Source organism: Hydrotalea sandarakina (assembly GCF_003254115.1).
Classification (GTDB): Bacteria; Bacteroidota; Bacteroidia; order Chitinophagales; family Chitinophagaceae; genus Hydrotalea; species Hydrotalea sandarakina.
In genome coordinates this window covers 181,688-203,237 of the sequence record NZ_QKZV01000006.1, presented here as the reverse complement: position 1 = coordinate 203,237, position 21,550 = coordinate 181,688, and the positions used below count along the sequence as shown (strand labels likewise).

The 21,550-nt window shown below is 35.5% G+C and carries 19 protein-coding genes, 1 tRNA gene and 1 riboswitch; of the genes, 13 read left to right on the top strand and 7 right to left on the bottom strand.

Features of this window, described 5'->3' with window-relative positions:
• Positions 1 to 79: 79 nt before the first annotated feature.
• Positions 80 to 1,606 (bottom strand): Do family serine endopeptidase, encoded by a 1,527-nt coding sequence (locus LX80_RS10475; RefSeq protein WP_111296231.1) that lies wholly within the window; start codon positions 1,604 to 1,606, stop codon positions 80 to 82.
• 154 nt (positions 1,607 to 1,760) lie between these two features.
• Entirely contained in the window at positions 1,761 to 2,777 is a 1,017-nt protein-coding gene (locus LX80_RS10470; protein WP_111296130.1) for an acyl-CoA reductase, read from the bottom strand.
• A 59-nt stretch (positions 2,778 to 2,836) separates the two neighbouring features.
• Between LX80_RS10470 and LX80_RS10465 the strand changes: the two genes are divergently transcribed.
• The 4 genes from LX80_RS10465 (at position 2,837) to LX80_RS10450 (ending at position 5,667) form a co-directional block, all read left to right on the top strand.
• On the top strand, positions 2,837 to 3,184 hold the full coding sequence (locus tag LX80_RS10465) for a 4Fe-4S dicluster domain-containing protein (RefSeq protein WP_111296127.1): 348 nt from the start codon (positions 2,837 to 2,839) through the stop codon (positions 3,182 to 3,184).
• Between the two features lie 300 nt (positions 3,185 to 3,484).
• Positions 3,485 to 4,471, top strand: a complete 987-nt coding sequence (locus LX80_RS10460) for a D-alanine--D-alanine ligase (RefSeq protein WP_111296124.1) — start codon at positions 3,485 to 3,487, stop codon at positions 4,469 to 4,471.
• A 54-nt stretch (positions 4,472 to 4,525) separates the two neighbouring features.
• The gene (locus tag LX80_RS10455; protein ID WP_111296121.1) at positions 4,526 to 5,338 is read left to right on the top strand and encodes a PASTA domain-containing protein; all 813 of its coding nucleotides are present in this window, start codon (positions 4,526 to 4,528) and stop codon (positions 5,336 to 5,338) included.
• 20 nt (positions 5,339 to 5,358) lie between these two features.
• Positions 5,359 to 5,667: a rhodanese-like domain-containing protein gene (locus LX80_RS10450; protein WP_111296118.1), complete on the top strand. Its 309-nt coding sequence runs from the start codon at positions 5,359 to 5,361 to the stop codon at positions 5,665 to 5,667.
• Between the two features lie 53 nt (positions 5,668 to 5,720).
• Here LX80_RS10450 and LX80_RS10445 read toward each other — a convergent pair whose 3' ends face one another.
• Complete coding sequence (locus LX80_RS10445; protein ID WP_111296115.1) at positions 5,721 to 8,105, bottom strand: TonB-dependent receptor; 2,385 nt, start codon at positions 8,103 to 8,105, stop codon at positions 5,721 to 5,723.
• 66 nt (positions 8,106 to 8,171) lie between these two features.
• A riboswitch (TPP riboswitch) is annotated at positions 8,172 to 8,295 on the bottom strand.
• A 98-nt stretch (positions 8,296 to 8,393) separates the two neighbouring features.
• Here LX80_RS10445 and LX80_RS10440 point away from each other — a divergent pair.
• From LX80_RS10440 to LX80_RS10420, 5 genes are all read left to right on the top strand, one after another.
• A complete protein-coding gene (locus LX80_RS10440; RefSeq protein ID WP_111296112.1) occupies positions 8,394 to 9,122 on the top strand; it encodes a head GIN domain-containing protein in 729 nt (242 codons plus the stop codon).
• Positions 9,123 to 9,177: 55 nt separating this feature from the next.
• Positions 9,178 to 9,252 (top strand) — tRNA-Met (locus LX80_RS10435).
• A gap of 57 nt (positions 9,253 to 9,309) precedes the next feature.
• Positions 9,310 to 10,182 (top strand): GTPase Era, encoded by an 873-nt coding sequence (gene era / locus LX80_RS10430; protein ID WP_111296109.1) that lies wholly within the window; start codon positions 9,310 to 9,312, stop codon positions 10,180 to 10,182.
• Between the two features lie 26 nt (positions 10,183 to 10,208).
• Positions 10,209 to 11,522, top strand: a complete 1,314-nt coding sequence (der, locus tag LX80_RS10425) for a ribosome biogenesis GTPase Der (protein WP_111296106.1) — start codon at positions 10,209 to 10,211, stop codon at positions 11,520 to 11,522.
• Between the two features lie 86 nt (positions 11,523 to 11,608).
• Positions 11,609 to 11,803, top strand: a complete 195-nt coding sequence (locus LX80_RS10420) for a coproporphyrinogen III oxidase (RefSeq protein ID WP_111296104.1) — start codon at positions 11,609 to 11,611, stop codon at positions 11,801 to 11,803.
• Between the two features lie 65 nt (positions 11,804 to 11,868).
• On the opposite strand, the gene LX80_RS10415 is transcribed toward LX80_RS10420, so the two are convergent.
• Positions 11,869 to 13,098: a 4-hydroxy-3-methylbut-2-enyl diphosphate reductase gene (locus LX80_RS10415; RefSeq protein WP_111296101.1), complete on the bottom strand. Its 1,230-nt coding sequence runs from the start codon at positions 13,096 to 13,098 to the stop codon at positions 11,869 to 11,871.
• A 230-nt stretch (positions 13,099 to 13,328) separates the two neighbouring features.
• Here LX80_RS10415 and LX80_RS10405 point away from each other — a divergent pair, with 230 nt between their 5' ends.
• Positions 13,329 to 14,864: a glycoside hydrolase family 28 protein gene (locus LX80_RS10405; RefSeq protein WP_111296096.1), complete on the top strand. Its 1,536-nt coding sequence runs from the start codon at positions 13,329 to 13,331 to the stop codon at positions 14,862 to 14,864.
• A 6-nt stretch (positions 14,865 to 14,870) separates the two neighbouring features.
• Here LX80_RS10405 and LX80_RS10400 read toward each other — a convergent pair whose 3' ends face one another.
• Positions 14,871 to 15,347, bottom strand: coding sequence for a GAF domain-containing protein (locus LX80_RS10400; protein ID WP_111296093.1), 477 nt, complete (start codon positions 15,345 to 15,347; stop codon positions 14,871 to 14,873).
• A gap of 1 nt (position 15,348) precedes the next feature.
• The gene (locus tag LX80_RS10395) at positions 15,349 to 16,896 is read right to left on the bottom strand and encodes a hypothetical protein (protein ID WP_111296090.1); all 1,548 of its coding nucleotides are present in this window, start codon (positions 16,894 to 16,896) and stop codon (positions 15,349 to 15,351) included.
• Between the two features lie 160 nt (positions 16,897 to 17,056).
• On the opposite strand from LX80_RS10395, the gene LX80_RS10390 reads away from it, so the two are divergent.
• The gene (locus LX80_RS10390) at positions 17,057 to 18,946 is read left to right on the top strand and encodes an ABC-F family ATP-binding cassette domain-containing protein (protein ID WP_111296087.1); all 1,890 of its coding nucleotides are present in this window, start codon (positions 17,057 to 17,059) and stop codon (positions 18,944 to 18,946) included.
• 4 nt (positions 18,947 to 18,950) lie between these two features.
• On the opposite strand, the gene LX80_RS10385 is transcribed toward LX80_RS10390, so the two are convergent.
• Positions 18,951 to 19,385 carry an FKBP-type peptidyl-prolyl cis-trans isomerase gene (locus LX80_RS10385; protein WP_111296084.1) on the bottom strand — a complete coding sequence of 145 codons (435 nt, stop codon included), beginning with the start codon at positions 19,383 to 19,385 and terminating at the stop codon, positions 18,951 to 18,953.
• Positions 19,386 to 19,499: 114 nt separating this feature from the next.
• Here LX80_RS10385 and LX80_RS10380 point away from each other — a divergent pair, with 114 nt between their 5' ends.
• Positions 19,500 to 20,507 carry a potassium channel family protein gene (locus tag LX80_RS10380; protein ID WP_111296081.1) on the top strand — a complete coding sequence of 336 codons (1,008 nt, stop codon included), beginning with the start codon at positions 19,500 to 19,502 and terminating at the stop codon, positions 20,505 to 20,507.
• 25 nt (positions 20,508 to 20,532) lie between these two features.
• Positions 20,533 to 21,522, top strand: coding sequence for an aldo/keto reductase (locus LX80_RS10375; protein ID WP_111296229.1), 990 nt, complete (start codon positions 20,533 to 20,535; stop codon positions 21,520 to 21,522).
• Positions 21,523 to 21,550 lie beyond the last annotated feature (28 nt).

Below are 21,550 nucleotides of genomic sequence, written 5' to 3'. Positions count from 1 at the left end.
ACGTTTTGGTGTTATAAAATGAAAAGAGGCTGCTAGTTTTAAAGCAGCCTCTCTTGTTTATATTTTGAATAATGATTGCTTATTCACCTCCATCAATGCGTACAGGATAGCTGTAGGTATCACCATAGCCCGGATAAATACCATCGAAACGAACAGTACCACTATTGCTTGAGTTTGATAATGCAGCTTTCAAATCATCAATAGTATTTACCTCAATACCATTTACAGCTGTTATGATAAAGCCTTCTTGAATGCGTGATTTTTGTATAGCACTACCTGGCTGTATTTTCTTTACCAAAACACCACCATTCAAATTATTGGCAGCAGCTGTTTTTTTATCAATGTTGGCTAGGTCAGCGCCTAAGCGATCCATAATATTGGTTGCTTTAACAACATTGGTATTGCCTGCTTTATTTTTAAGAATAACAGATACGGTTTTTTGTTCTCCATTTCTTATATAGCCTAAAATAATTTTATCACCGGGTTTATAACGAGCAATCTGTTCAACCATTTCAGGGCCTGTTGTTACAGTAATACCATTAATGCTGGTAATAATATCGCCTTTTTTAATACCGGCTTCTGCTGCTGCACCACCTGCAGGAACATCCATAACGTAAATTCCATTTGCTATATCTTTAATTCCCTCTGCTTTTTTCTGTTCTTCAGTTAAGCCTTCTCTTGGGTAAGAAATACCTAAAAATGCACGTTGTACAGTTCCATACTTAATGATGTCATTCACTACTTTTTTTACAATATTTACCGGAATTGCGTAAGAGTACCCTGCATAAGAACCGGTTGGTGATGCTATAGCAGAATTAATACCAATTAATTCACCACGGGTATTGATTAAAGCACCACCACTATTACCGGGGTTCACGGCTGCATCTGTTTGGATAAAAGATTCAATAGGGGCAGAACTTTGACGAGAATTAATACCAATATTTCTGGCTTTAGCACTAATAATGCCTGCTGTAACAGTTACGTCTAATGTTAAAGGATAACCGATAGCTAATACCCATTGACCTAATTTTGCATCATCACTGTTACCATATACTAAATAAGGTAATCCCTTAGCATCAATCTTTAGTACAGCAATATCACTGCTGGGGTCAGTGCCCACAACTGTTGCTTTATAGGTTTTGCTGTTGGGTAAGGTTATATTAATTTCATCAGCACCATCTACTACGTGGTTATTGGTAACAATATAACCATCTTCACTAATGATTACTCCACTACCACTGGCACGTTGCTCGGGAATAATTTGTGGTCCCATACCTCCAAAAAGATCACCAAACATGTTATCACCAAAGAAATCGCTAAATGGATCGTTTCTCTTAGGCAAATTATTGCTTACTTGTTTGGCTTTGGTACGTGTTTTAATATGCACTACTGCCGGTGTAGCTGTAGCACATGCTTGAGTAAAGTCAAAGCTATTGTCGGAGGCTGTATTATTGCCGCTAAAAAAACCGGCATAGTTTACAGGTAATTTTCCGGGCTCCTGAATACCGGCATATTTGTGTTGTTGATAACGGCTAAATGCCCACACACTTAAAAATGCAGTTGCAGCGCTGATAGCCACAATTGCAAGAACATTTTTTAGTTTCATAGTATACACATTAATCGTTTTTAATTGTTATTGTATAGCAAAGTAACGAAGTGGATTTAATTAGTTTTGTTAGCAAATATCCATTTAACAAATAATTTACGATACTTGTCGTATTTCCATTTCTAGCATTACAAATTTACAATAACAGGTAGGACTATTGAATAGTTGTATTGTTTAATTTTTTTAGAAAATCCATGGTGTCAACACCATCTGCATAATCAAACAAACCGGGTGTTTGTGCTTCACCAAAGCCAACATAATTCTGGCCAACTATACATTGTATGTCTGTGTTCATTTGTAAAGTTTCATACAATTCACTTGCATTATCATAATAACTGTAATGGATTTGTGCAACGGGTGAAAATAAGGCTTCTTTTTCAACCAATAGTACCGATTCATTCGTCATGTATAATTGGTTACTCATAATAAGTACTGCTAATTGATAGTCATAATTGTGTTTGTACTTATGAAAATCCATATAGTAGTCATATTTTTTTAATGCTTGTAAAAGTGGAATAAAATCATAGTTTTCCGGAACATACAATTTGGTAACATTTCTACAACCTAAGCCAAAATAAAGTTGAATATCGGTAGCTAATCGGCTTAATGCATCTTTATTTTCATTGCCTGTTAAAACAGCTACCGATGTACGATTTCGACGAATAATATTTGGATATTTTCCAAAATAATAATCAAAATAACGACTGCTGTTATTGCTACCTGTTGCAATATAGGCATCACAATTTTTTAATTGTTCAGCAAAGGAAATGGATTCTTTTAATTCCGGTGCCCATTGAATTAATTTTTCAACTAAGTGTTTAATTAATATTTCGTCTTTAGAGGATGCTTTAATAGTTGCTTTATGGCCGCTTATAAACACACACAGAAAGTCGTGAAAACCCACTAATGGTATATTGCCTGCCATAACAATACCTATATTTTTGGGGGAAGATGCAGTATTGTTGGGATAGTATTTTTTAACCCAGTTGCTTAATTTGTTGGCATTCAGAAATTGTGAATAAATGTTTTGAACAGCCGATTCAATAAATTCGGGTAAAAACCAAGGGTTTACTTGGCTTGCTCGCAGTTTAGCCGATATCCATTCAGGATTATTTTGCTGCATATAAACCCCTAATTGTTCCATTAATTGAATTCTTTGTAATAAATCCATTTGTTGAATTGCTTTTGCGTTTAAATTTGTTACATCTTTAAAACCTCAAAATTACAGTTATGGCCATTAAAATTACCGATGAATGTATTAACTGCGGAGCTTGTGAGCCCGAGTGCCCAAATAATGCCATTTATGAAGGTGGGGTAGAATGGGCTATTGCCGATGGCACTACCGTTAAAGGCAGCTACACCTTAATGGATGGAACAGTAGTGGATGCCAATCAACGTTTTGCGCCTCTTTCAACTGATACCTATTATATTGTTCCAAATAAATGCACTGAATGTCAAGGCTTTCATGAAGAGCCCCAATGTGCCTCTGTTTGTCCGGTTGATTGTTGTGTTCCCGATGAAATGTATAAAGAAACCGTGGAAAGCTTAATGGCTAAAAAAGAGCGGCTACACATTTAACAATTTTGCTGGTTTAATGTGCAAAAAATTAATTTTTTATCCGGTAAAGCTTAGTACCTTTATTGCACAATAAAAATGCTACCGTAAGGTAACATTCATTAACGGTGGGTGATATTTCCCGCCTTGAATAAGGTGAAGAAGCTATAGGTTTCTTCACCTTTTTTATGTGCCTGTATTGCAAGTATGCCAATTTAAAGTTTCTTGGTTAAGTTATTATATTTGAGCGTTTTTAATAGGCAATAAGCCATGTGTTCTAATATGCATTATTACGCATTGTAAATTAATTGGAAATAAAAATCTATGAAAAAGAAAATTGCTTTGGTTACCGGTGGTTATAGTGGTGAAGCTGTAATTAGTTACAAAAGCGCTAAAACTGTAGAAGCAAACATTAATAAGGACAATTATGAAGTTTATGTAATTGATATTGCAAAAGATGGATGGTGGTACACTGCTGATGGGCAAGCAAAAATTGCTGTAAATAAAGCCGATTTTTCAATTAATATAGCCGGTAAATGCATACAATTTGATTGTATTTTATTTTGCATTCACGGAACACCCGGTGAAGATGGTAAATTACAGGGCTATTTTGATATGTTGCAAATACCTTATACCAGTTGTGATGCCGCAACATCAGCTATAACTTTTAATAAACGGTACACCGTTGCAGTAGCTGCTTTTAGTGGCATTTCTGTTGCAAAAAGTATGCATTTGTTTAAACATACGGCCTACTCTGACCAAGAAATTTTACAACAATTAAAACTCCCGGTATTTGTAAAACCAAATAATGGTGGTAGTAGTATTGGTATGAGTAAAGTAAACAATACTCATGAACTATTGCCTGCCATTGAAAAGGCCTTTAAAGAAGATAATCAGGTTTTAGTGGAAGAATATATTGCCGGACGTGAATTTACTATTGGTGTTTTTAAAAATAAAGAGGGCAATATTATTGTGTTACCTATTACTGAGGTAATTGCAGAGAAAGAATTTTTTGATTATGAGGCGAAATATGAAGGTAAAAGTAGGGAAATAACTCCCGCACAAATACCGTTTAACTGGCAGCAGCAACTTGAAGCAACCGCTAAAAATGTATATGCCATTTTAAATTGTAATGGTATTGTGCGTATGGATTTTATATGGAATGAAGCTGTTCAAAAACCTTATTTGTTGGAAGTAAATACCGTACCCGGACAAAGTGAGGCAAGTATAGTTCCACAACAGGTGAAAGCAATGGGCTGGAGTTTACAAGAATTTTATACACAACTAATTGAGGCCGCTTTTAACAAATAGTAACCTTTTGACTAATAAAAATCCATTACATTCACAAAAAAACAAACATTGAGCGTGTTTAAGTTTATAACGCATAAACCACTTTGGGTAAATATTTTGGTAGCCATTGGATTGGTATTGGTTGCACTATTTATTTTTATTGAAATGCTTTCGTTTATTACTCAGCACAATGAAGTAGAAAAAGTACCCTCAGTACTTGGTCAAAATATTCAAGCTGCAACACAAGCGTTAACTGCCAAAGGCTTCCAGGTACAGGTAATTGACTCGGTATACGATAATACCATTGGTGCTTTAGCTGTAGCTAAACAAAGTCCTGATGCAGATGCACAGGTAAAAAAAGGCCGCACTATTTACTTAACCATTAACAGAGCGGCAGCCCCCGAAGTTACCATGCCAAATCTCGTTGGTTTTTCTTATAAAAGTGCCCAAATGTATTTGCAAACATTAGGATTAAAAATGGGCGATACAACCTATAAGCCAGATATTGCTCGAAATGCCGTATTAGAGCAGAAATTCAATGGGGTATCTATTAAACCAGGTACTAAGCTTCCTGTAGGAAGTACAATTAGCTTTGTTTTAGGCAGTGGTATTGGCAGTGGTCAGTATCAAGTTCCTGATTTAATTGGTCTAACTTTAGCGCAGGCCCGTACACAATTAAATGCACTGAATATTAACATAGGTTCTATTGTCCCTATGGATAATGTTACTGATACAACTAATGCTTACATAGTTAAACAAATACCTGAAGTATTTACCGAAGCGGGTCCGGGTAATAAAGTGCATAATCTCATTCGTCAAGGCCAGGTCGTTGATGTGTTCATTAGCAATACCCCGCCACCTGTTCGCGACTCAGCATTAAGAAACTAATCATCATAAAAAAATAGTCTATGAACGTAATTTCAGTTGATGAACTTAAATTAAAAATGGATAAAGGGGAAAAGTTAAACCTAATTGACGTGCGTGAGCCACACGAAAATGCCGACTTTAATATTGGTGGTATTTTGTTGCCTTTGGGTAAGGTGCAAACCATGCAAATAGAAAGCATTGACAACTTAAAGACTGAACCCGTAATTGTTTACTGCCGCAGCGGTAACCGCAGTATGCAGGCTGCCATGCTATTAGAACAGTTTGGTTTTGAAAATGTAACCAATTTGGCCGGTGGCATGTTGGCTTGGGAAGCTAAATTTGGCCGATAAATTCAATAAAAAGAGATTCGTGTTTACATACACGAATCCCTTTTGGTAATTTTTTAAAGTGAAATGTTTACAGCCAACATATAGTTAGTGCCCGCCATTGGGAAATAGTTATTGTCAGTATATAAATGATTATTGCTGATATAACTGTAGGTATAGCCATTGGGCTCATATAACTTGTTGAATATATTGTTTATTTGCAATATAAAATTCCACTCTTTAAATACAAAGTTTTTTACAGTATAATTGGCACGGAATGTTTCTGTAAAAAATCCGGCTAAACTTCTGGCTTCATTTTGTGTATTGTCCATATACTGTTTGCTAACATATTTGCTAAGAAAGCTTAGCGTAATATTTTTTTCGGGAATAATATTAATGGTTGCCGCACCAATCATGTCAGGTGAAAATGAAATATCTGTATTGGTATGTTGAACAGCATTTTGGCCTCCGGTATCGTAATTGTCAATATACTCGGTGAAGCTTTTAATTTTATTTCTGCTTAAACTAAAATTAGCTTGTGCATTTATCCATTTACTGAAAATATATGCACCTTGCAGTTCAATACCCATTCTATAGCTGTTAGGTACATTTACACGGGTATAAGCACCCACATCATTAATAATGCCTGTTAAAACCAATTGATTTTTGTACAGCATATAATACAAATCAGCACTATAATTAAAACGACTATTTTTTTTGCTCACACCCAATTCAAAATCGTGTAAGGTTTCTGCTTTAGGTTGTTCTTGTAAGCTGGCTTGAAAATCATCACGATTAGGCTCTTTATTTCCTAAAGCATAGCTGAAATAAGCTTGCCAAGTATTGTGGCTATAAGTAATACCGGCTTTAGGATTTACAAAGTTGAATTTTCTACTGATATCTAAGTTGCCATTGCCTTCAAAACCATTCATGGTATGGGTAACGGTACGGTATTGTACATCGGCAAAACTATACCAGTATTTAGCAAAATTGTGCTGCCATTTGGTATAAAAATTAACATCAGTTTTTACGGCAGGATAAAAATAATATTGATAATTAGGTGTATATAAGCCATATTGTGCCCAAATAACATTACCAAAATGGTTACCCTCGTAACGTGTCCATCCACCGCCAAAAGTTAATTCGTCTTTATTGGTTTTGTATTGTAAAGAACCAATCTGTCCATAAAAATGATTGTTTAGCCAACGTCTGCGAATTAAATCTGTTGAGTCTAATACGGTATTACCTATTGTAAATGGTGTTAATCCGTAATCGGCAAAGTTTTGTGCAGCTTTATATTCTTCATAATAACCACGTCCGTAGGTCATAAACAAAGCCGTATTAAAGCTCCAGTTATTATTCAACTCCTGATTAAAAAACAATTGGTAATGGTCTTGTTGGTAATTGTCTGTTTGGTTATCATAGGGTGTACCGGGTTTTTCAGTACCGGCAGGATTGTAGGTTCTATCCGTAGCTAATAAACTGTCGGGTACACCATACCAAGCTTGATAAGTTTTTTCTTTTCCTGAAAAAATATTGAATCTAATAGATGTTTTTTTGTTAATATAAGCAGTTGATAATGCGAATGATTGCAATAAGGAACTGGCACGATCAATATAGCCGTCGCTACTAATTTTACTTAATCTTGCATCAACAGTAAAATGCCCATTTAACAAGCCACTGCCAACTTTAAGCGTATTTTTCCAGGAATTAAAAGAACCGTAGCTGTTGTTTACTTCCGCATAGGGTTTTTCATGAAATTCATTGGTAGAAAGATTAATAGTTGCACCAAATGCACCTGTTCCATTTGAGGATGTTCCAACACCACGTTGAATTTGGATACTATTTAATGAGGAAGCAAAGTCAGGTAAATCAACCCAATAAGTGCCTTGGCTTTCTGCATCATTATAAGGAATGCCATTCAAAGTAACATTAATGCGTGTGGCATCTGTTCCACGTATGTGAATGTCGGTATAACCAATACCATTACCTGCATCGGAATTTACAAATACCGATGATGTTTGGTTGAGCAAAAAAGGAATATCCTGCCCAAGGTTTGTTTTGGCAATTTCTTGTTCATTAATATTGGTAACTGCAAACGGTGCTTTACTACCGGCCCTAATGGCTTTTACTTCTAATGGTTGTAAAAACAAGTTGTATCCTTTAAGGGCAATTTGTAATGTGGTGCCTTCTTTTGCAAGGTTAATGGTGTTGGTATATTTTTCAAACCCCAAACTATTTACGGTAATGCTCGATTTCCCAGGAATTAAATTCCGAATAAGAAAATGTCCGTCATCGCCGGAAGTTGTGGTGCGGTTTTGAATGGTAATAACAGCGCCTGCAATCGGTTTTTTTGTTTGTTCATCAACAATGATACCCGAAAGAGACGGGTGTTGTTTTGTTTGGCTGAATAGGCCTGAAAATGATAGAATGCATACCATTGTTCCCAAAATGAATTTCATTTTTTTAAAAATTAAAAGGTTAAAAAATTTGGGAACAGGGAAGTATTGCTAGTGGAGAGGCTGACTAAATAAGCAGTACACCTTCCCTTCGCAGGAATTACCCTGTTCAGGTTCAACGGGTATTATCTCAGCCGGATAAAAAACAAATGTGTATACCCATTTGTGCTATCCAGCACCCCGAGGAATAAAATCGACAGCAAAATTAGTTAAGAAAAATGAAAAATAGCTGTAACTTTTTTTTGGTGCGCAACGTTCTATTGAAAATCATTCGTTTTAAAACATTTAATTATGAAAAAATTGATAATTAGCTTATTTAGCATTTTTACAATTGCCCTGGTTAATGCACAGGAAGTAAAGAATTTGGTTTATGATGCCAATGCAGAAGTAAGAAAAGTGGGCGATTTTACTGGCATTGATGTGTCTGGGGCAATTACAGTTTATTTGTCGCAAGGTAATACCAATGCCGTGGCCATAAGTGCCGAAGGTGGGGATAAATCGAAAGTAATTACACAAGTTAAAAATGGCGTTTTGCACATTTATACCGAAAGTGGCTTTTGGAATAAATGGAATTGGACCGACAAAAAAATTAAAGCTTATGTTACATTAGCTAACCTTAATAAAATTGTTTTGTCCGGTGCCAGTTCATTAAATGTGGTGGATGCTGTGAAGAGCAATCAATTAAAACTTACAGCAACAGGAGCCAGTGTGGTGAAAGGGGGTTTTAATGTTGGTGAATTAAATATTGATTTAAGTGGTGCTTCCAATGCTACACTCAAAGGGCAAGTAAATAATTTAAAAATTGAAGTAAGCGGAGCCAGTGTATTAAAGGGGTATGATTTAACTGCTTCTAACTGTGAGGCTTCTGCTTCAGGTGCTTCTAATATTCGCGTAAATGTTGAAAAAGCCTTCACCAAATTAGAAGCCAGTGGGGCAAGTACTATTCGATATAAAGGCAACCCCGTTATCCAAAATATAGAATCGAGCGGCGCTTCTTCCATTAAAAAAGAAGACAAATAATAAATTTGATTTGGAAGTTCTCCTCGCTATCCTTAATTTTGCAACTCAATTAAATCGCGAGGTAGAGCAGCGGTAGCTCGTCGGGCTCATAACCCGAAGGTCGGAGGTTCGATTCCCCCCCTCGCAACCAATTTTCAAAAGCCTCATCACATGAGGCTTTTACTGTTTTAAAACGATACTATTTGATATGAAAGCGGGATTTGTTGGCATTTTTGGAAAACCCAATGCAGGTAAAAGCACTTTATTAAATGCTTTGTTGGGCGAAAAATTGGCCATTGTTTCACCTAAGGTGCAAACTACCCGGCATCGAATAAAAGGATTTTTAAACAAACCCAATGAATATCAAATTGTTTTCTCCGATACGCCCGGCATAATTGAAGCAAAATATAAACTGCATGAAAAAATGATGGCAGCTGTGAAAAGTGCTTTAGAAGATGCTGATGTAGCTTTATTATTGGTTGATGTTGCTGACGATTGGGCTGAAAATGATGCTTTGTTTGAAAGTCTTCATTTAAAAGTGCCCACTATTATTGTTTTAAACAAAATTGATAAAGTAAGTAACGAGGTATTACAAAATGCCGTTCATTTTTTTGAGCAAAAAAAGTATGCACAAAAAGTAATTGCCATTGCTGCATTGCAGCAAACCAATACTGTTAAGTTATTAGATGCGATAGTAGATTATTTGCCCGAAGGCGAACCTTTTTATCCGGAAGATGAATTAAGCGATTTGCCAACTCGTTTTTTTGTAGGCGAATTGATAAGAGAAAAGGTATATACTTTGTTTGAAGAAGAAATTCCTTACCAGGTAGCGGTAATGGTAAATGAGTTTAAGGAAAAAGAAACATTGATTAAAATTCAGGCAGATATCATTGTGAATAGAGATTCTCAAAAGTCAATTATCATAGGTCACCAAGGTAGCAAAATAAAAGCCATTGGTACCCTGGCACGAAAGGATATTGAGGCATTTTTGGGTAGGAAGGTTTTTTTAGAATTATTTGTAAAAGTGCGCCCCAAATGGCGTGATAATGAATTGTATTTAAAAGAATTTGGTTATTATTAATTTTTACACCCCGAAAAACGTGATATATGGGCTATACAGTAGCAATAGTTGGAAGGCCAAATGTGGGAAAAAGTACTTTGTTTAATCGGTTAATTGAACAACGGAAAGCCATTGTTGATGATGAAAGCGGCGTTACCCGCGACCGTCAGTATGGTATGGCTGAATGGGCAGGAAAAACATTTAACGTTGTTGATACCGGCGGTTTTGTACATAATTCAGATGATATATTTGAAAAAGAAATACGCAAGCAAGTAAAAATAGCCATAGATGAAGCAGATGCTATTATTTTTATGGTAGATGTTGCCGTTGGAATTACAGATTTGGATGATGCAATGGCCAATTTGCTTCGCGTATCAAAAAAACCGGTTTTTTTGGCAGTAAATAAAGTAGACAATAGCCAAAGAGCTTTGGAGGCAACAGAATTTTATAGTCTTGGTTTTGACGAAATATATACTTTAAGCAGCATAAGTGGTACCGGCACGGGCGAATTGTTAGATGCGGTGGTAGCCAATATACCCGACGAATTGGAAACAGAATCAAAAGAAACAAAACATATTCCTAAACTGGCAATTATAGGGCAACCGAATGTAGGTAAATCATCTTTGCTAAATGCATTACTGGGGCAGGAGAGAACTATTGTAAGCAATGTGGCCGGTACCACTCGCGATACCATTCATACCCACTATAATTTATTCAATAAAGAATGTATTTTGATTGATACGGCAGGTATTCGCAAAAAAAATACAGAGAAAGACGACCTTGAATTTTATTCCGTTATAAGGGCTATTAATGCCATGGATGAGGCTGATGTATGTTTATTACTTATTGATGCTCAAAATGGAATGAATGCCCAAGATGTTGCTTTATTTAGCTTAGCTACAAGAAAAGGTAAGGGCATAGTGGTGGTAGTAAACAAATGGGACTTAATGGAGAAAAATACCAATACTGCCCGTGATTATGAAAAGAAATTGAAAGAAAAAATGGCTCCTTTTACGGATGTTCCCATTCTATTTATTTCGGCTTTAGAAAAAACCCGTTTGCTGAAAGTGCTTGATACAGGAATTGAGGTTTTTGAAAATAAACAGCAAAAAATAAGCACATCTAAATTAAACGATGTAATGTTAAAGGCTGTTGAAGCTTACCATGCACCTGTAGTAAGGGGGCGTGCCGTAAAAATTAAATATGTAACACAGTTACCAACTGTAGTTCCTTCTTTTGCATTTTTTACGAATTTCCCCGATGATATTAAAATGCCCTATAAAAATTACTTGGAAAATCAGCTAAGGAAGCATTTTAACTTCAGGGGGGTACCTATTAGAATTTTTTTCCGGAAAAAATAAATAACAAAAAATATCGTTAAATTTTGTGTATTTACAGTGCGAACTTTATATTTGCGCAAATTTTAAAATTTTAAAAAACAAGTACAATGAAAAAATTATTAGCTCTTTTAGCTATCGCAGGTTTTGTAGCTTGCAACAGCGGCGAAAACAAAGAGGCCAAAGCCGATTCTACTCAAACCACTGCTCCTGCTGCAATGGATACAACTAAAAAAGATTCTAGCATGGCTCCAATGTCAATGGATACTGCTAAAAAAGCAATGGATACTACTAAGAAAAAGTAGTTTTCTCTCTGTTGAATATTTAAAACGCCCTTCTAAATAATGATTTAGAAGGGCGTTTGTATTTTTTATGATTGAAATTGTTGCATTATTGCTTCCATAGTTGCAGCTTCAGGGAAGAAGCCATGTAACTTAGTAATAACTGCTTCCACTATACTATCCGGGCAACTCGCCCCACTGGTAACAAGTATTTTTAAAGGGTTCTTATTAGGCAAGAAATTAGAGATAGTTTGAATTTCTTTTGTTTCCCAGTTGCAATGAATGATGGTGTTTTCATTTATAATTTTATCTGCTCCACCTATAAAATAAGTTGGTAACCGTTTTTCGCACAATTCCACCAAATGAGAAGTGTTGCTGCTTTTGTAACCACCAATTACTATTGCTACATCAGCCGGTGTATTTAGCATGCCGGTAACAGCAGTTTGATTATCATTAGTGGCATAACATAAGGTATCGCGGGTATCGGCAAATCTTTCACCAATATTATTTTCTGTTAGTTGATAGTGCTTCACCATTACTTGCTTTAGATAATCAGCTATAGCTTGTGTATCGGTTGCTAATTGAGTAGTTTGATTCACTACACCAATTTTTTGCAAATGTTTGCTAACATCAAAGCCCTCTGAATATTGCCCTTTAAATGTTTCATAAAAAGTTTCAGGTGGTTTTTGTCCGGTAATGAATTCACCCAGTAAAACAGCTTCAGCCATATCATTTACAATTACAGTGGCGGTATGGGCAGCTGCATGTGAAAAGGTGGCTCTTGTTTCCTCATGTTTAGGTTTCCCATGTATTACTATGGTATAGCCTTTTTCAGCAATCTGTTCGCTTCTGTTCCAAACCTTTTCAACAAAAGGGCAAGTGGTATTATAATGTTCGGTAACTATTCCTTTTTCATGCAATATTTTTTCAATGGCTAAAGTAGTGCCAAATGCAGGAATGAGTACAATATCGTTGGGAGTAAGTGTTTCAAAGGGAATAAGTTGATTACCTAAATTATCTTGTAAAAATTCAACACCTGCTGCCTTTAAATCTTCATTTACCTGTGGGTTATGAATCATTTCACTTAACAAAAAAATGCGTTTGCCGCTATTGGCTGCAATGGTTTCAAAGGCAATTTCAATGGCATTTTCAACACCATAACAAAACCCAAAATGTCTGGCCAAATAAATTTGTAAGGGGCCAAAATCAAGTAAAGTTGGTGAAAAGTCCTTTTTTAGTTTATCAGCTTTTTTTCTAAAGTTTTTTATGGTGCTAATAAGATTGCTTCTGTAAAAATGCGGTACATTAAACTGCTTCATGAACCTTTGTTAATAATTTTTAATAATTTGATTGATTTAGCAAAACAGCCTATTCATAACTATATTTTGCGTGCAATAGTTCAAAACTTTGGCAAATTTACCAACTTCAGCATAACATATTGGTCAAACTGTAATGGTTCGGGAACGTTTCCGTAGAAATATTATGTTGTTTTTTTAATGCACAATAGTTTTGAATACCTAATCATGTTAAATAACTTTTATTTGATTCTATGAATACAGCAATAAAAACACACAAAATTATTCAAGTGCAAAAATGGATTCTACTCGGTTTAATAATAACTTGTATTAATTTTCAACAGTTGAGGGCGCAGGATACCACAATAGCTGCATACTGCAAACAAACCCCATTTGCCATGCCCGAGGTGCAATTGCCAAACATACCAACGCAAGTCTTTAATATAATGAACTTTGGTGCAATAGGCAATGGGCAGGCATTGAATACAGCGGCTTTTCAGGCAGCCATAGAAGCATGCAATAAAGCGGGTGGTGGAACAGTTTTAGTGCCACCGGGTTTGTGGTTAACAGGACCTATAGCCTTAAAAAGTAATATTAATTTACATGTTGCAACCGGTGCGATTGTTTTGTTTACCCCTGATAGAAGTGCATACCCCATTATTCCTGCATCAAAAAATACAACCAAAAACTTTATTGTACATCCTCCCATTTACGGTTATAAACTAACCAATGTATCTATTACCGGTGGCGGCATTTTTGATGGTTCAGGTGAGGCTTGGCGTCCGGTAAAAAAATCGAAGGTATCAGAAATTCAATGGAATGAGTTTTTGTCAAGAGGGGGAGCTTTAAGCAAAAATGGACAAATATGGTGGCCATCCCAAGCGGCATTAAATGGTGAAAAATATTTGCAGCTTTTAAAAAACAAATCAGTTTTATCGCCCGACGATTTTTTACCTGCCCGCGATTTTTTAAGACCTAAAATGGTTGTATTTGTTGACTGTGATAAGATATTATTAGATGGGCCAACTTTTAAAAATTCGCCCAATTTTGTTATGAACCCGCAACATTGTACCAATTTGGTGATTAGAAACGTACAAGTGAATAATGAATATTGGGCACAAAATGGTGATGGCATTGATATAAGCTCGTGTAAGAATGTTTTGATTTATAAGTGTACCGTAACTGCCGGCGATGATGGTATTTGCATGAAGTCGAGTGGTGAAAAATCGCCCGGTGTGCCTGAATTAGCGAATGTAATTATTGCCGACTGCATTGTTTATCATGCACATGGTGGTTTTGTAATTGGAAGTAACACAGATGGCGGTATGCAAAATGTTTGGGTAAATAATTGCAGTTTTATTGGCACTGATATGGGTATTCGTGTAAAAAGTAATGCAGGGCGAGGAGGTTTGGTAAAAAATATTTATGTACAAAATATTTATATGGCCAACATAGTGAATGAAGCAATAGGTTTTGATACATATTATGAAGATATGCCTGCCGGTAAGGAAAAGTCAACGCTTAGCCAGGAGGCATCAGATAAGATCCCCAATTTTTCTAATTTCTATTTTAACAACATTTATTGTAATGGTGCAGCAAAAGCAGTTAGTATAAGAGGCATGCCCAATGCTTTCATTCAAGATCTGCACTTTCAAAATATGGTTATTGGTTCAAAAACGGGTTTTAGTTGTGAAAATGCAGCCAATTTGTATTTGAAAAATGTACATATTATTGCCAAGCAGCCTGTTTATGAAACCAATGGCTGTAAAAATATTCAAATAGAAGATTAAGTATTTTTATGGTAAAGGGATGAGCTGTACAATTTGTTCTAAGTACAGTTTATCAGTTTCGTCAAACTGGTTGACAGTATCGGCATCTACATCTAAAACACCAACCACTTCACCTTTGTGAATAATGGGTACGACGATTTCGGATTGAGAAAGGCTGCTGCAGGCAATATGCCCGGGGAAAGCATTTACATCGGGTACAATAACGGTATTGGCTTGTTGCCAGGCTGTGCCACATACGCCTTTTCCTTTTTGAATGCGTGTACAAGCTATGGGGCCCTGGAACGGGCCTAATACCAACATATTTTCTTTAACCCAATAAAAGCCTACCCACAACCAGTTAAATTGTTCTTTTAACATGGCGGTAATATTGGCTAAATTGGCAATTAAATCAGTTTCACCTTCTACTATTCCTGCAATTTGTGGCAATAAGTTATTGTATTGCTGTTGTTTATTTCCGGTAGCTTTTATAAAATTTTCTGACATATTATTTTAAAGTATCTTGATTTTCTAAAATAGGCGGTTGAATGGGAGTGCATTTATAAATAATGCCATCTGCAAATGTAAATACCGGCTTACAATTTTTTATTGTTTTCAATTCTTTGTCTTCAATTAAATCGGGATTGGCACCACTGTTTAACCAAATAACATAAATGGCCGGCGATTGAACAAATACATCTAATTCTCTTTCATGTGTAAGTTCGGGCAGTGTTTTGGCATGTTTGCCGGTGAAATAATAAATAGCTGCATTATCATTACTGTAAATGGGAATCTTAGATGTGTCGGCAAATGTACTTGTTTTTAAAAAATGCAATATTTCTGAGGCTTTCCAGTAATCTTCGGCATATCCACCAATACCTGCATCCTGGTTATTTTGTAATGAAGTTTTGTCGCTAGTTAAATTTCCTGTTAGTGCTAATAACGATAGTATGAAAAATAGGGCAATGTTTAAATGGAACTGAGCAGATTTGTTTTCTAAAACTTTGGCTGCAATAATGCTTAATAGTGTAAAAAATGCAATAACTACCGGCGATAATAAACGATTATTAATATCGTCATAATTCGATAGCGTAGAAGACACCAGAATGAACAAAACGTAAATGCTTAAGAAACTGGCAGCCGTAATGGAGACAATAGTATTGGGAGACTTATTCTTTGAAAAAACATTTAACAGCAAAAAAATTACTGACGCTACTATCAGCAAAAGGCCCATTAATAATGCCAGCCATAATGGCGGAGCATCATTCCCAATCCAACCGGTAATAACGCTGCCATACAATTGTAAATTATCTAATAAACTGGTATCGGCAGGTAATCGCTTGCCGGTTAAATAACCCGATTGTAAAAAATTGCTCAATAAATTAATAATTAAAAAACTGCTGCTAATACATCCAAACAATAAGGTATGTATCCATTTTACTTTCCAGTTTTGGGGAATGGCGAAAAAAGTAATAAAACATCCTGATGCAATAACAGTAATACCTGCATAACGAGTTATAGCTGCAATGCCGGCAATGATAGCACTGATAAATAACAGTGTAAACGTATTGTTTTTTAAATATAAAACTTGAAAAGCACTGAAAAGTGTAATTAAAAAAATAAACAATGTTTCCGACCAAAGCATACTAAAAACCTCTAGCAATGCAGGGTTTGTAATAATAAGCAGTAGTGCAATAATTTTAATGATACGATATTTCGGAACGGCTTTTTCTAAAATAAATCCTGCTAATAAAATAGTGGCAGCAAATAAAAAGCCGGTAACAATTGGAGCAATGGGAATAATGTCTTTCCCGCTTATTAACATAATAATATGCAAGAAATAAGGGAAGGCAACCGGAAACATAGTAAGTGGTTTAGCATCAAACTGCAAAAAACCATTGCCTTGCGTTAAATTCCTGGCAACACTAGTGTACATGATTGAATCCGGTGAAACGCCAATTCCGCCATGTCGGGTTAAAGCCTGCACAAAATAAAAACCCAATATTGCAGCAATAATGCTATCTAGTTGCCTAAATAAAGGAAGTAGTTTTTTCAAAAGCAAATTATTAATCAGTCAATTTCAAATTTTCTGTTGCATTGATGAAGACAAAAATAAACAGTTAAAATTAAATACTTTTTTTTATGGAAAGGTCCATTTCATTTACTTGGAATAAAGCAGATGAAATGAACGTTTCTATTCTGTTTATATTTGCAGCATGCATTATGTTACTGTAGAGGGTCTTTCGAAGAGTTTTGGTGTAAATCCTTTGTTTAAGAATATTACTTTTCACATTAACGAAGGTGATAAAATTGCCCTAATTGCCCGTAATGGGGTTGGTAAATCAACTTTACTTCGTATTCTTAGCGGGAAGGAAACACCCGATTCCGGTACTGTTTTTATACATAAAGATATTACCGTTGTTTTGTTAGATCAGGAACCTGTTTTTCAAGAAGAATTAACCGTATTAGAAAATATATTTACTTCTAACAATCCTACCATACGCTTAATAAAAGCTTATGAAGCTGCTGCAGATAGAGAGGATGGCACTGCAATGGCTGAACTATATGAACAAATGGAACTTTTACATGCCTGGGATTTTGAAGTAAAAGTGAAACAAATTCTTTCAAAATTGAATATTCACCATTTGCAACAACCCGTTAGTGTATTAAGTGGTGGACAAAGAAAACGCATTGCTTTAGCTAAAACTTTAATTGATATTGGCTTTCATCATCAACATACCTTACTTATATTAGATGAACCCACCAACCATTTGGATGTTGAAATGGTTGAATGGCTGGAAAATTATTTAAGTCAGCAAAATGTTACTTTACTTTTGGTTACACACGACAGGTATTTTTTAGACGCTGTTACCAATGAAATTTGGGAACTGGAACGCGAAAATATGTATGTGTACAAAGGTGATTATGAAAACTATTTAGAAAAAAAAGCTGCACGTATTGAAAGTGAACAGGCTAGTATTGATAAAGCCAAAAATCAATACCGAAAAGAGTTGGAATGGATGCGGAAACAACCCAAGGCTCGCACCACAAAAAGTAAAAGCAGGCAAGACAATTTTTATGATATTGAAGCAAAAGCCAAACAAAAAATTGAAGATGCACAAGTTCAGTTGCAAGTGAAAATGAGTAGGCTGGGAGGGAAGATTGTAGAAATGAAAAAAGTGTATAAGCGCTTTGGAAACTTAACTGTTTTAAAAGGGTTTGATTATACTTTTTCAAAAGGTGAGCGTATTGGTATTGTGGGTAAAAACGGTGTTGGTAAAAGCACTTTTTTAAATGTGTTACAACAATTAGAACCTGCAGATAGCGGGAAAATTAATATTGGTGATACCGTAAAATTTGGCAATTATTCGCAAACCGGTTTGGTAATCAAAGAAAACATGCGGGTAATTGAATATGTGAAAACCTTCGCAGAGAGTTTTCCTTTGGCAAATGGTGGGTCAATCAGTGCAGCACAGTTTTTGGAAATGTTTTTGTTTACACCTGAAAAACAATACACCTATTTACAATCGTTAAGTGGTGGAGAGAAAAAACGTTTGCAATTACTGGTGGTATTATTTCAGAATCCTAACTTCTTAATTCTAGACGAACCTACTAACGATTTAGATTTACCAACACTAGCTGTACTTGAGCAATTTTTAAGTGAATATCAAGGTTGTGTAATCATTGTAAGTCACGATCGTTATTTTATGGATAGGTTGGTTGATCATTTATTTGTTTTTGAAGGCGATGGTGTTATACGCGACTTCCCCGGTAATTATTCTCAATATAGAATTTGGTTGAAAGAACAGGAAAGAAAGACAGTACCACCACAGCGGACAGCCGACAAAAAGATAGCGTCAGAAACACAAACCGCTCAAATCGTTCCGGAAAAAAAGAAATTAAGTTACAAAGAGAAGCGAGAGTTTGAAATGTTAGAAAATGAAATTGCGGATTTAGAACTTAAAAAAAATGAGTTAGCCGAACGCTTGAGTGCGGGTAATCTAGATTTTTCTACCATTCAAGAAGTGAGTGAACAATTAGTTACCATTACCAATTTACTGTCCGAAAAGGAAAATCGTTGGTTGGAGTTGAGTGAAAAAATGTAAATACCTATTGTATTCCCAATAACTCTACTTCAAAAATGAGTGTACTGTTGGGAGTTATCATAGAACCTACTTGTTGATTACCATATGCCAGATTTGACGGTATAAATAGGCGCCATTTGCTTCCTACAGGCATTAATTGTAATGCTTCAGTCCAACCTTTAATTACTTTGTTTAATGCAAATACAGCAGGCTTACCCCGTTGTACGCTACTATCAAAGACAGTTTCGTTTATTAATTTCCCTTCATAATGGCAAATTACTGTGTCAGTAATTATTGGCTTTTTCCCGGTTCCCATTATTAGTACTTCATATTGTAATCCGCTGTTTAGGGTAATTACTTCCGGTCTTTGTGCATTTTTAGCTAAAAATTCATTACCTGCTTGTAAGTTTTCAGCAGCTTTTCTTTGCTTCCATTGAAACAATTTATCAGCAACACCCATATTTTTTTATTGCAAACATAAATCTAAAAAGTTACATATAACATCTGTTGAAATAAACTTAATTTTATCATGGCCATTAAAATAGGAGTGGCTTAACATTTAAAACTTAGTAATTTGAAAGTAAGGCAACCTTTATATATATGGGCCGGAATAATTATTGCCATATTAGCTATTGGCACTTTGGGTTTTATGGTAATAGAAAAGTGGTCGTTTATAGATGCATTATATATGACCATTATTACCATTACAACAGTGGGTTATCAAGAAATAAGGCCATTAAGTGATGCGGGTAAGATATTCAATATATTTTTTATTATTCTTTCATTTTCAACATTTACCTATGCATTAGCCAGTGTTACCCGTTATATAGTAAGTGGTGAAATGGCCTTACATTTTAAAAACAAAAAAATTATGAGCACATTAGATACATTAAATCATCATGTAATTATTTGTGGTTTTGGAAGGAATGGACAGCAGGCTGCGCTTACATTAATTGATCAGCAAACACCATTTGTTGTAATTGAACCGGAAGAAAAACATATTCAAGAGTTTATGTTAACTTATCCTCAACTTATTTTCTTGAAAGGTGATGCAACGGATGATATGATATTAAAGAAAGCGGGGATAGAACGAGCAGTTAGTTTAATAACAACATTACCGGAAGATGCGGATAATGTTTTTATTGTTTTATCTGCCAGATCGTTGAATAATCATTTGCAAATCATTAGTAGGGCATCGCATAATTCGGCAGTTGCAAAACTTAAAAAAGCAGGTGCCAACCATGTTATTATGCCCGATAAAATTGGTGGTAAGCATATGGCTACCATTGTTTCTAAGCCCGATGTGGTAGCTTTTATTGATTATTTAACCGGCCATGAAGATGAAAGCATGAATATTGAAGCAGTTGATTACAGCCATTTGCCTGATGCAATTAAAGATACAACTCTACAACATATTATGGAATGGAAACAAACAGGCGTAAATTGTATTGGCATTAAACAAAAAAATGGTCGATTTCTCATTAACCCGCCGGAAAACACCATTATTAGTGAAGGAATGAAACTCATTATTCTGGGGTCAAAACAACAAATTCAAAAGATGAAATCTAATTTGATGCAATAATATTTTAATGTTTAAAAATAGAATTATGAAACAAAAAAAATTGGGAAGCGTTGGATTGAACGCTTCAGAAATTGGTTTAGGTTGTATGGGTATGAGTGAATTTTATGGTCCGGCAAATGATGCGGAAAATATTCAAGTATTACATCATGCCTTGCACTTAGGGGTTACATTTTGGGATACTGCTGATATGTATGGTCCTTATACCAATGAAATATTGGTAGGAAAAGCTTTAAAGGGTCATCGCTCTGAAGTAACATTAGCCACAAAGTTTGGCATTGTTCGTAGTGGTGCAAATAATGAGAATCGTTCATTAAATGGTAAACCTGAATATGTAAAACAAGCTTGTGAAGCTAGTTTAAAAAGATTAAATACTGATGTAATTGATTTGTATTATTTGCATCGAAAAGATCCAGCTACCCCAATTGAAGAAACGGTTGGCGCTATGGCAAATTTGGTGAAAGAAGGAAAAGTAAGGGCATTGGGCCTTAGTGAGGTTTCTTTTGAAACTTTACGTAAAGCCCATTCCGTTCATCCTATTACGGCTGTACAAAGTGAGTATTCATTGTGGTCTCGTGAACCTGAGGATGGTATGTTGGCTGCCTGTAAAGAATTAGGGATAGCTTTTGTTCCATATAGCCCCTTGGGTAGAGGTTTTTTAACCGGGCAGTTTAAAAAGTTTGAAGATTTTGCGCCCGATGATTATAGAAGATTTTCACCAAGATTTCAAGGTGATAATTTTTATAAAAATTTGCAATTGGTAGATAAAATTACTTCATTGGCAAAAGAGAAAAATTGCACACCGGCACAGTTAGCTTTGGCATGGGTTTTAGCACAAGGCGATTTTATTTTTCCTATTCCAGGTACCAAAAAAATTAAATATTTGGAAGAGAATGTTGGGGCTTTGAACGTACATCTTTCTGCAGCAGATTTAGCAGCAATAGAAAATATTTTTCCGAAAAATGCAGCAGCAGGTACACGTTATCCCGAAGCAATGATGCATACCTTAAATGGCTAATAATGCTCAATAAAAAAAGCCTGTAAGC

Excerpts from the sequence above, each read along its gene's own strand:
- LX80_RS10475 (WP_111296231.1), bottom strand. The coding sequence starts at position 1,606 with ATGAAACTAAAAAATGTTCTTGCAATTGTGGCTATCAGCGCTGCAACT.
- LX80_RS10470 (WP_111296130.1), bottom strand. The coding sequence starts at position 2,777 with ATGGATTTATTACAAAGAATTCAATTAATGGAACAATTAGGGGTTTAT.
- LX80_RS10465 (WP_111296127.1), top strand. The coding sequence starts at position 2,837 with ATGGCCATTAAAATTACCGATGAATGTATTAACTGCGGAGCTTGTGAG.
- LX80_RS10460 (WP_111296124.1), top strand. The coding sequence starts at position 3,485 with ATGAAAAAGAAAATTGCTTTGGTTACCGGTGGTTATAGTGGTGAAGCT.
- LX80_RS10450 (WP_111296118.1), top strand. The coding sequence starts at position 5,359 with ATGAACGTAATTTCAGTTGATGAACTTAAATTAAAAATGGATAAAGGG.
- LX80_RS10445 (WP_111296115.1), bottom strand. The coding sequence starts at position 8,105 with ATGAAATTCATTTTGGGAACAATGGTATGCATTCTATCATTTTCAGGC.
- LX80_RS10440 (WP_111296112.1), top strand. The coding sequence starts at position 8,394 with ATGAAAAAATTGATAATTAGCTTATTTAGCATTTTTACAATTGCCCTG.
- era (WP_111296109.1), top strand. The coding sequence starts at position 9,310 with ATGAAAGCGGGATTTGTTGGCATTTTTGGAAAACCCAATGCAGGTAAA.
- der (WP_111296106.1), top strand. The coding sequence starts at position 10,209 with ATGGGCTATACAGTAGCAATAGTTGGAAGGCCAAATGTGGGAAAAAGT.
- LX80_RS10420 (WP_111296104.1), top strand. The coding sequence starts at position 11,609 with ATGAAAAAATTATTAGCTCTTTTAGCTATCGCAGGTTTTGTAGCTTGC.
- LX80_RS10415 (WP_111296101.1), bottom strand. The coding sequence starts at position 13,098 with ATGAAGCAGTTTAATGTACCGCATTTTTACAGAAGCAATCTTATTAGC.
- LX80_RS10405 (WP_111296096.1), top strand. The coding sequence starts at position 13,329 with ATGAATACAGCAATAAAAACACACAAAATTATTCAAGTGCAAAAATGG.
- LX80_RS10400 (WP_111296093.1), bottom strand. The coding sequence starts at position 15,347 with ATGTCAGAAAATTTTATAAAAGCTACCGGAAATAAACAACAGCAATAC.
- LX80_RS10390 (WP_111296087.1), top strand. The coding sequence starts at position 17,057 with ATGCATTATGTTACTGTAGAGGGTCTTTCGAAGAGTTTTGGTGTAAAT.
- LX80_RS10385 (WP_111296084.1), bottom strand. The coding sequence starts at position 19,385 with ATGGGTGTTGCTGATAAATTGTTTCAATGGAAGCAAAGAAAAGCTGCT.
- LX80_RS10375 (WP_111296229.1), top strand. The coding sequence starts at position 20,533 with ATGAAACAAAAAAAATTGGGAAGCGTTGGATTGAACGCTTCAGAAATT.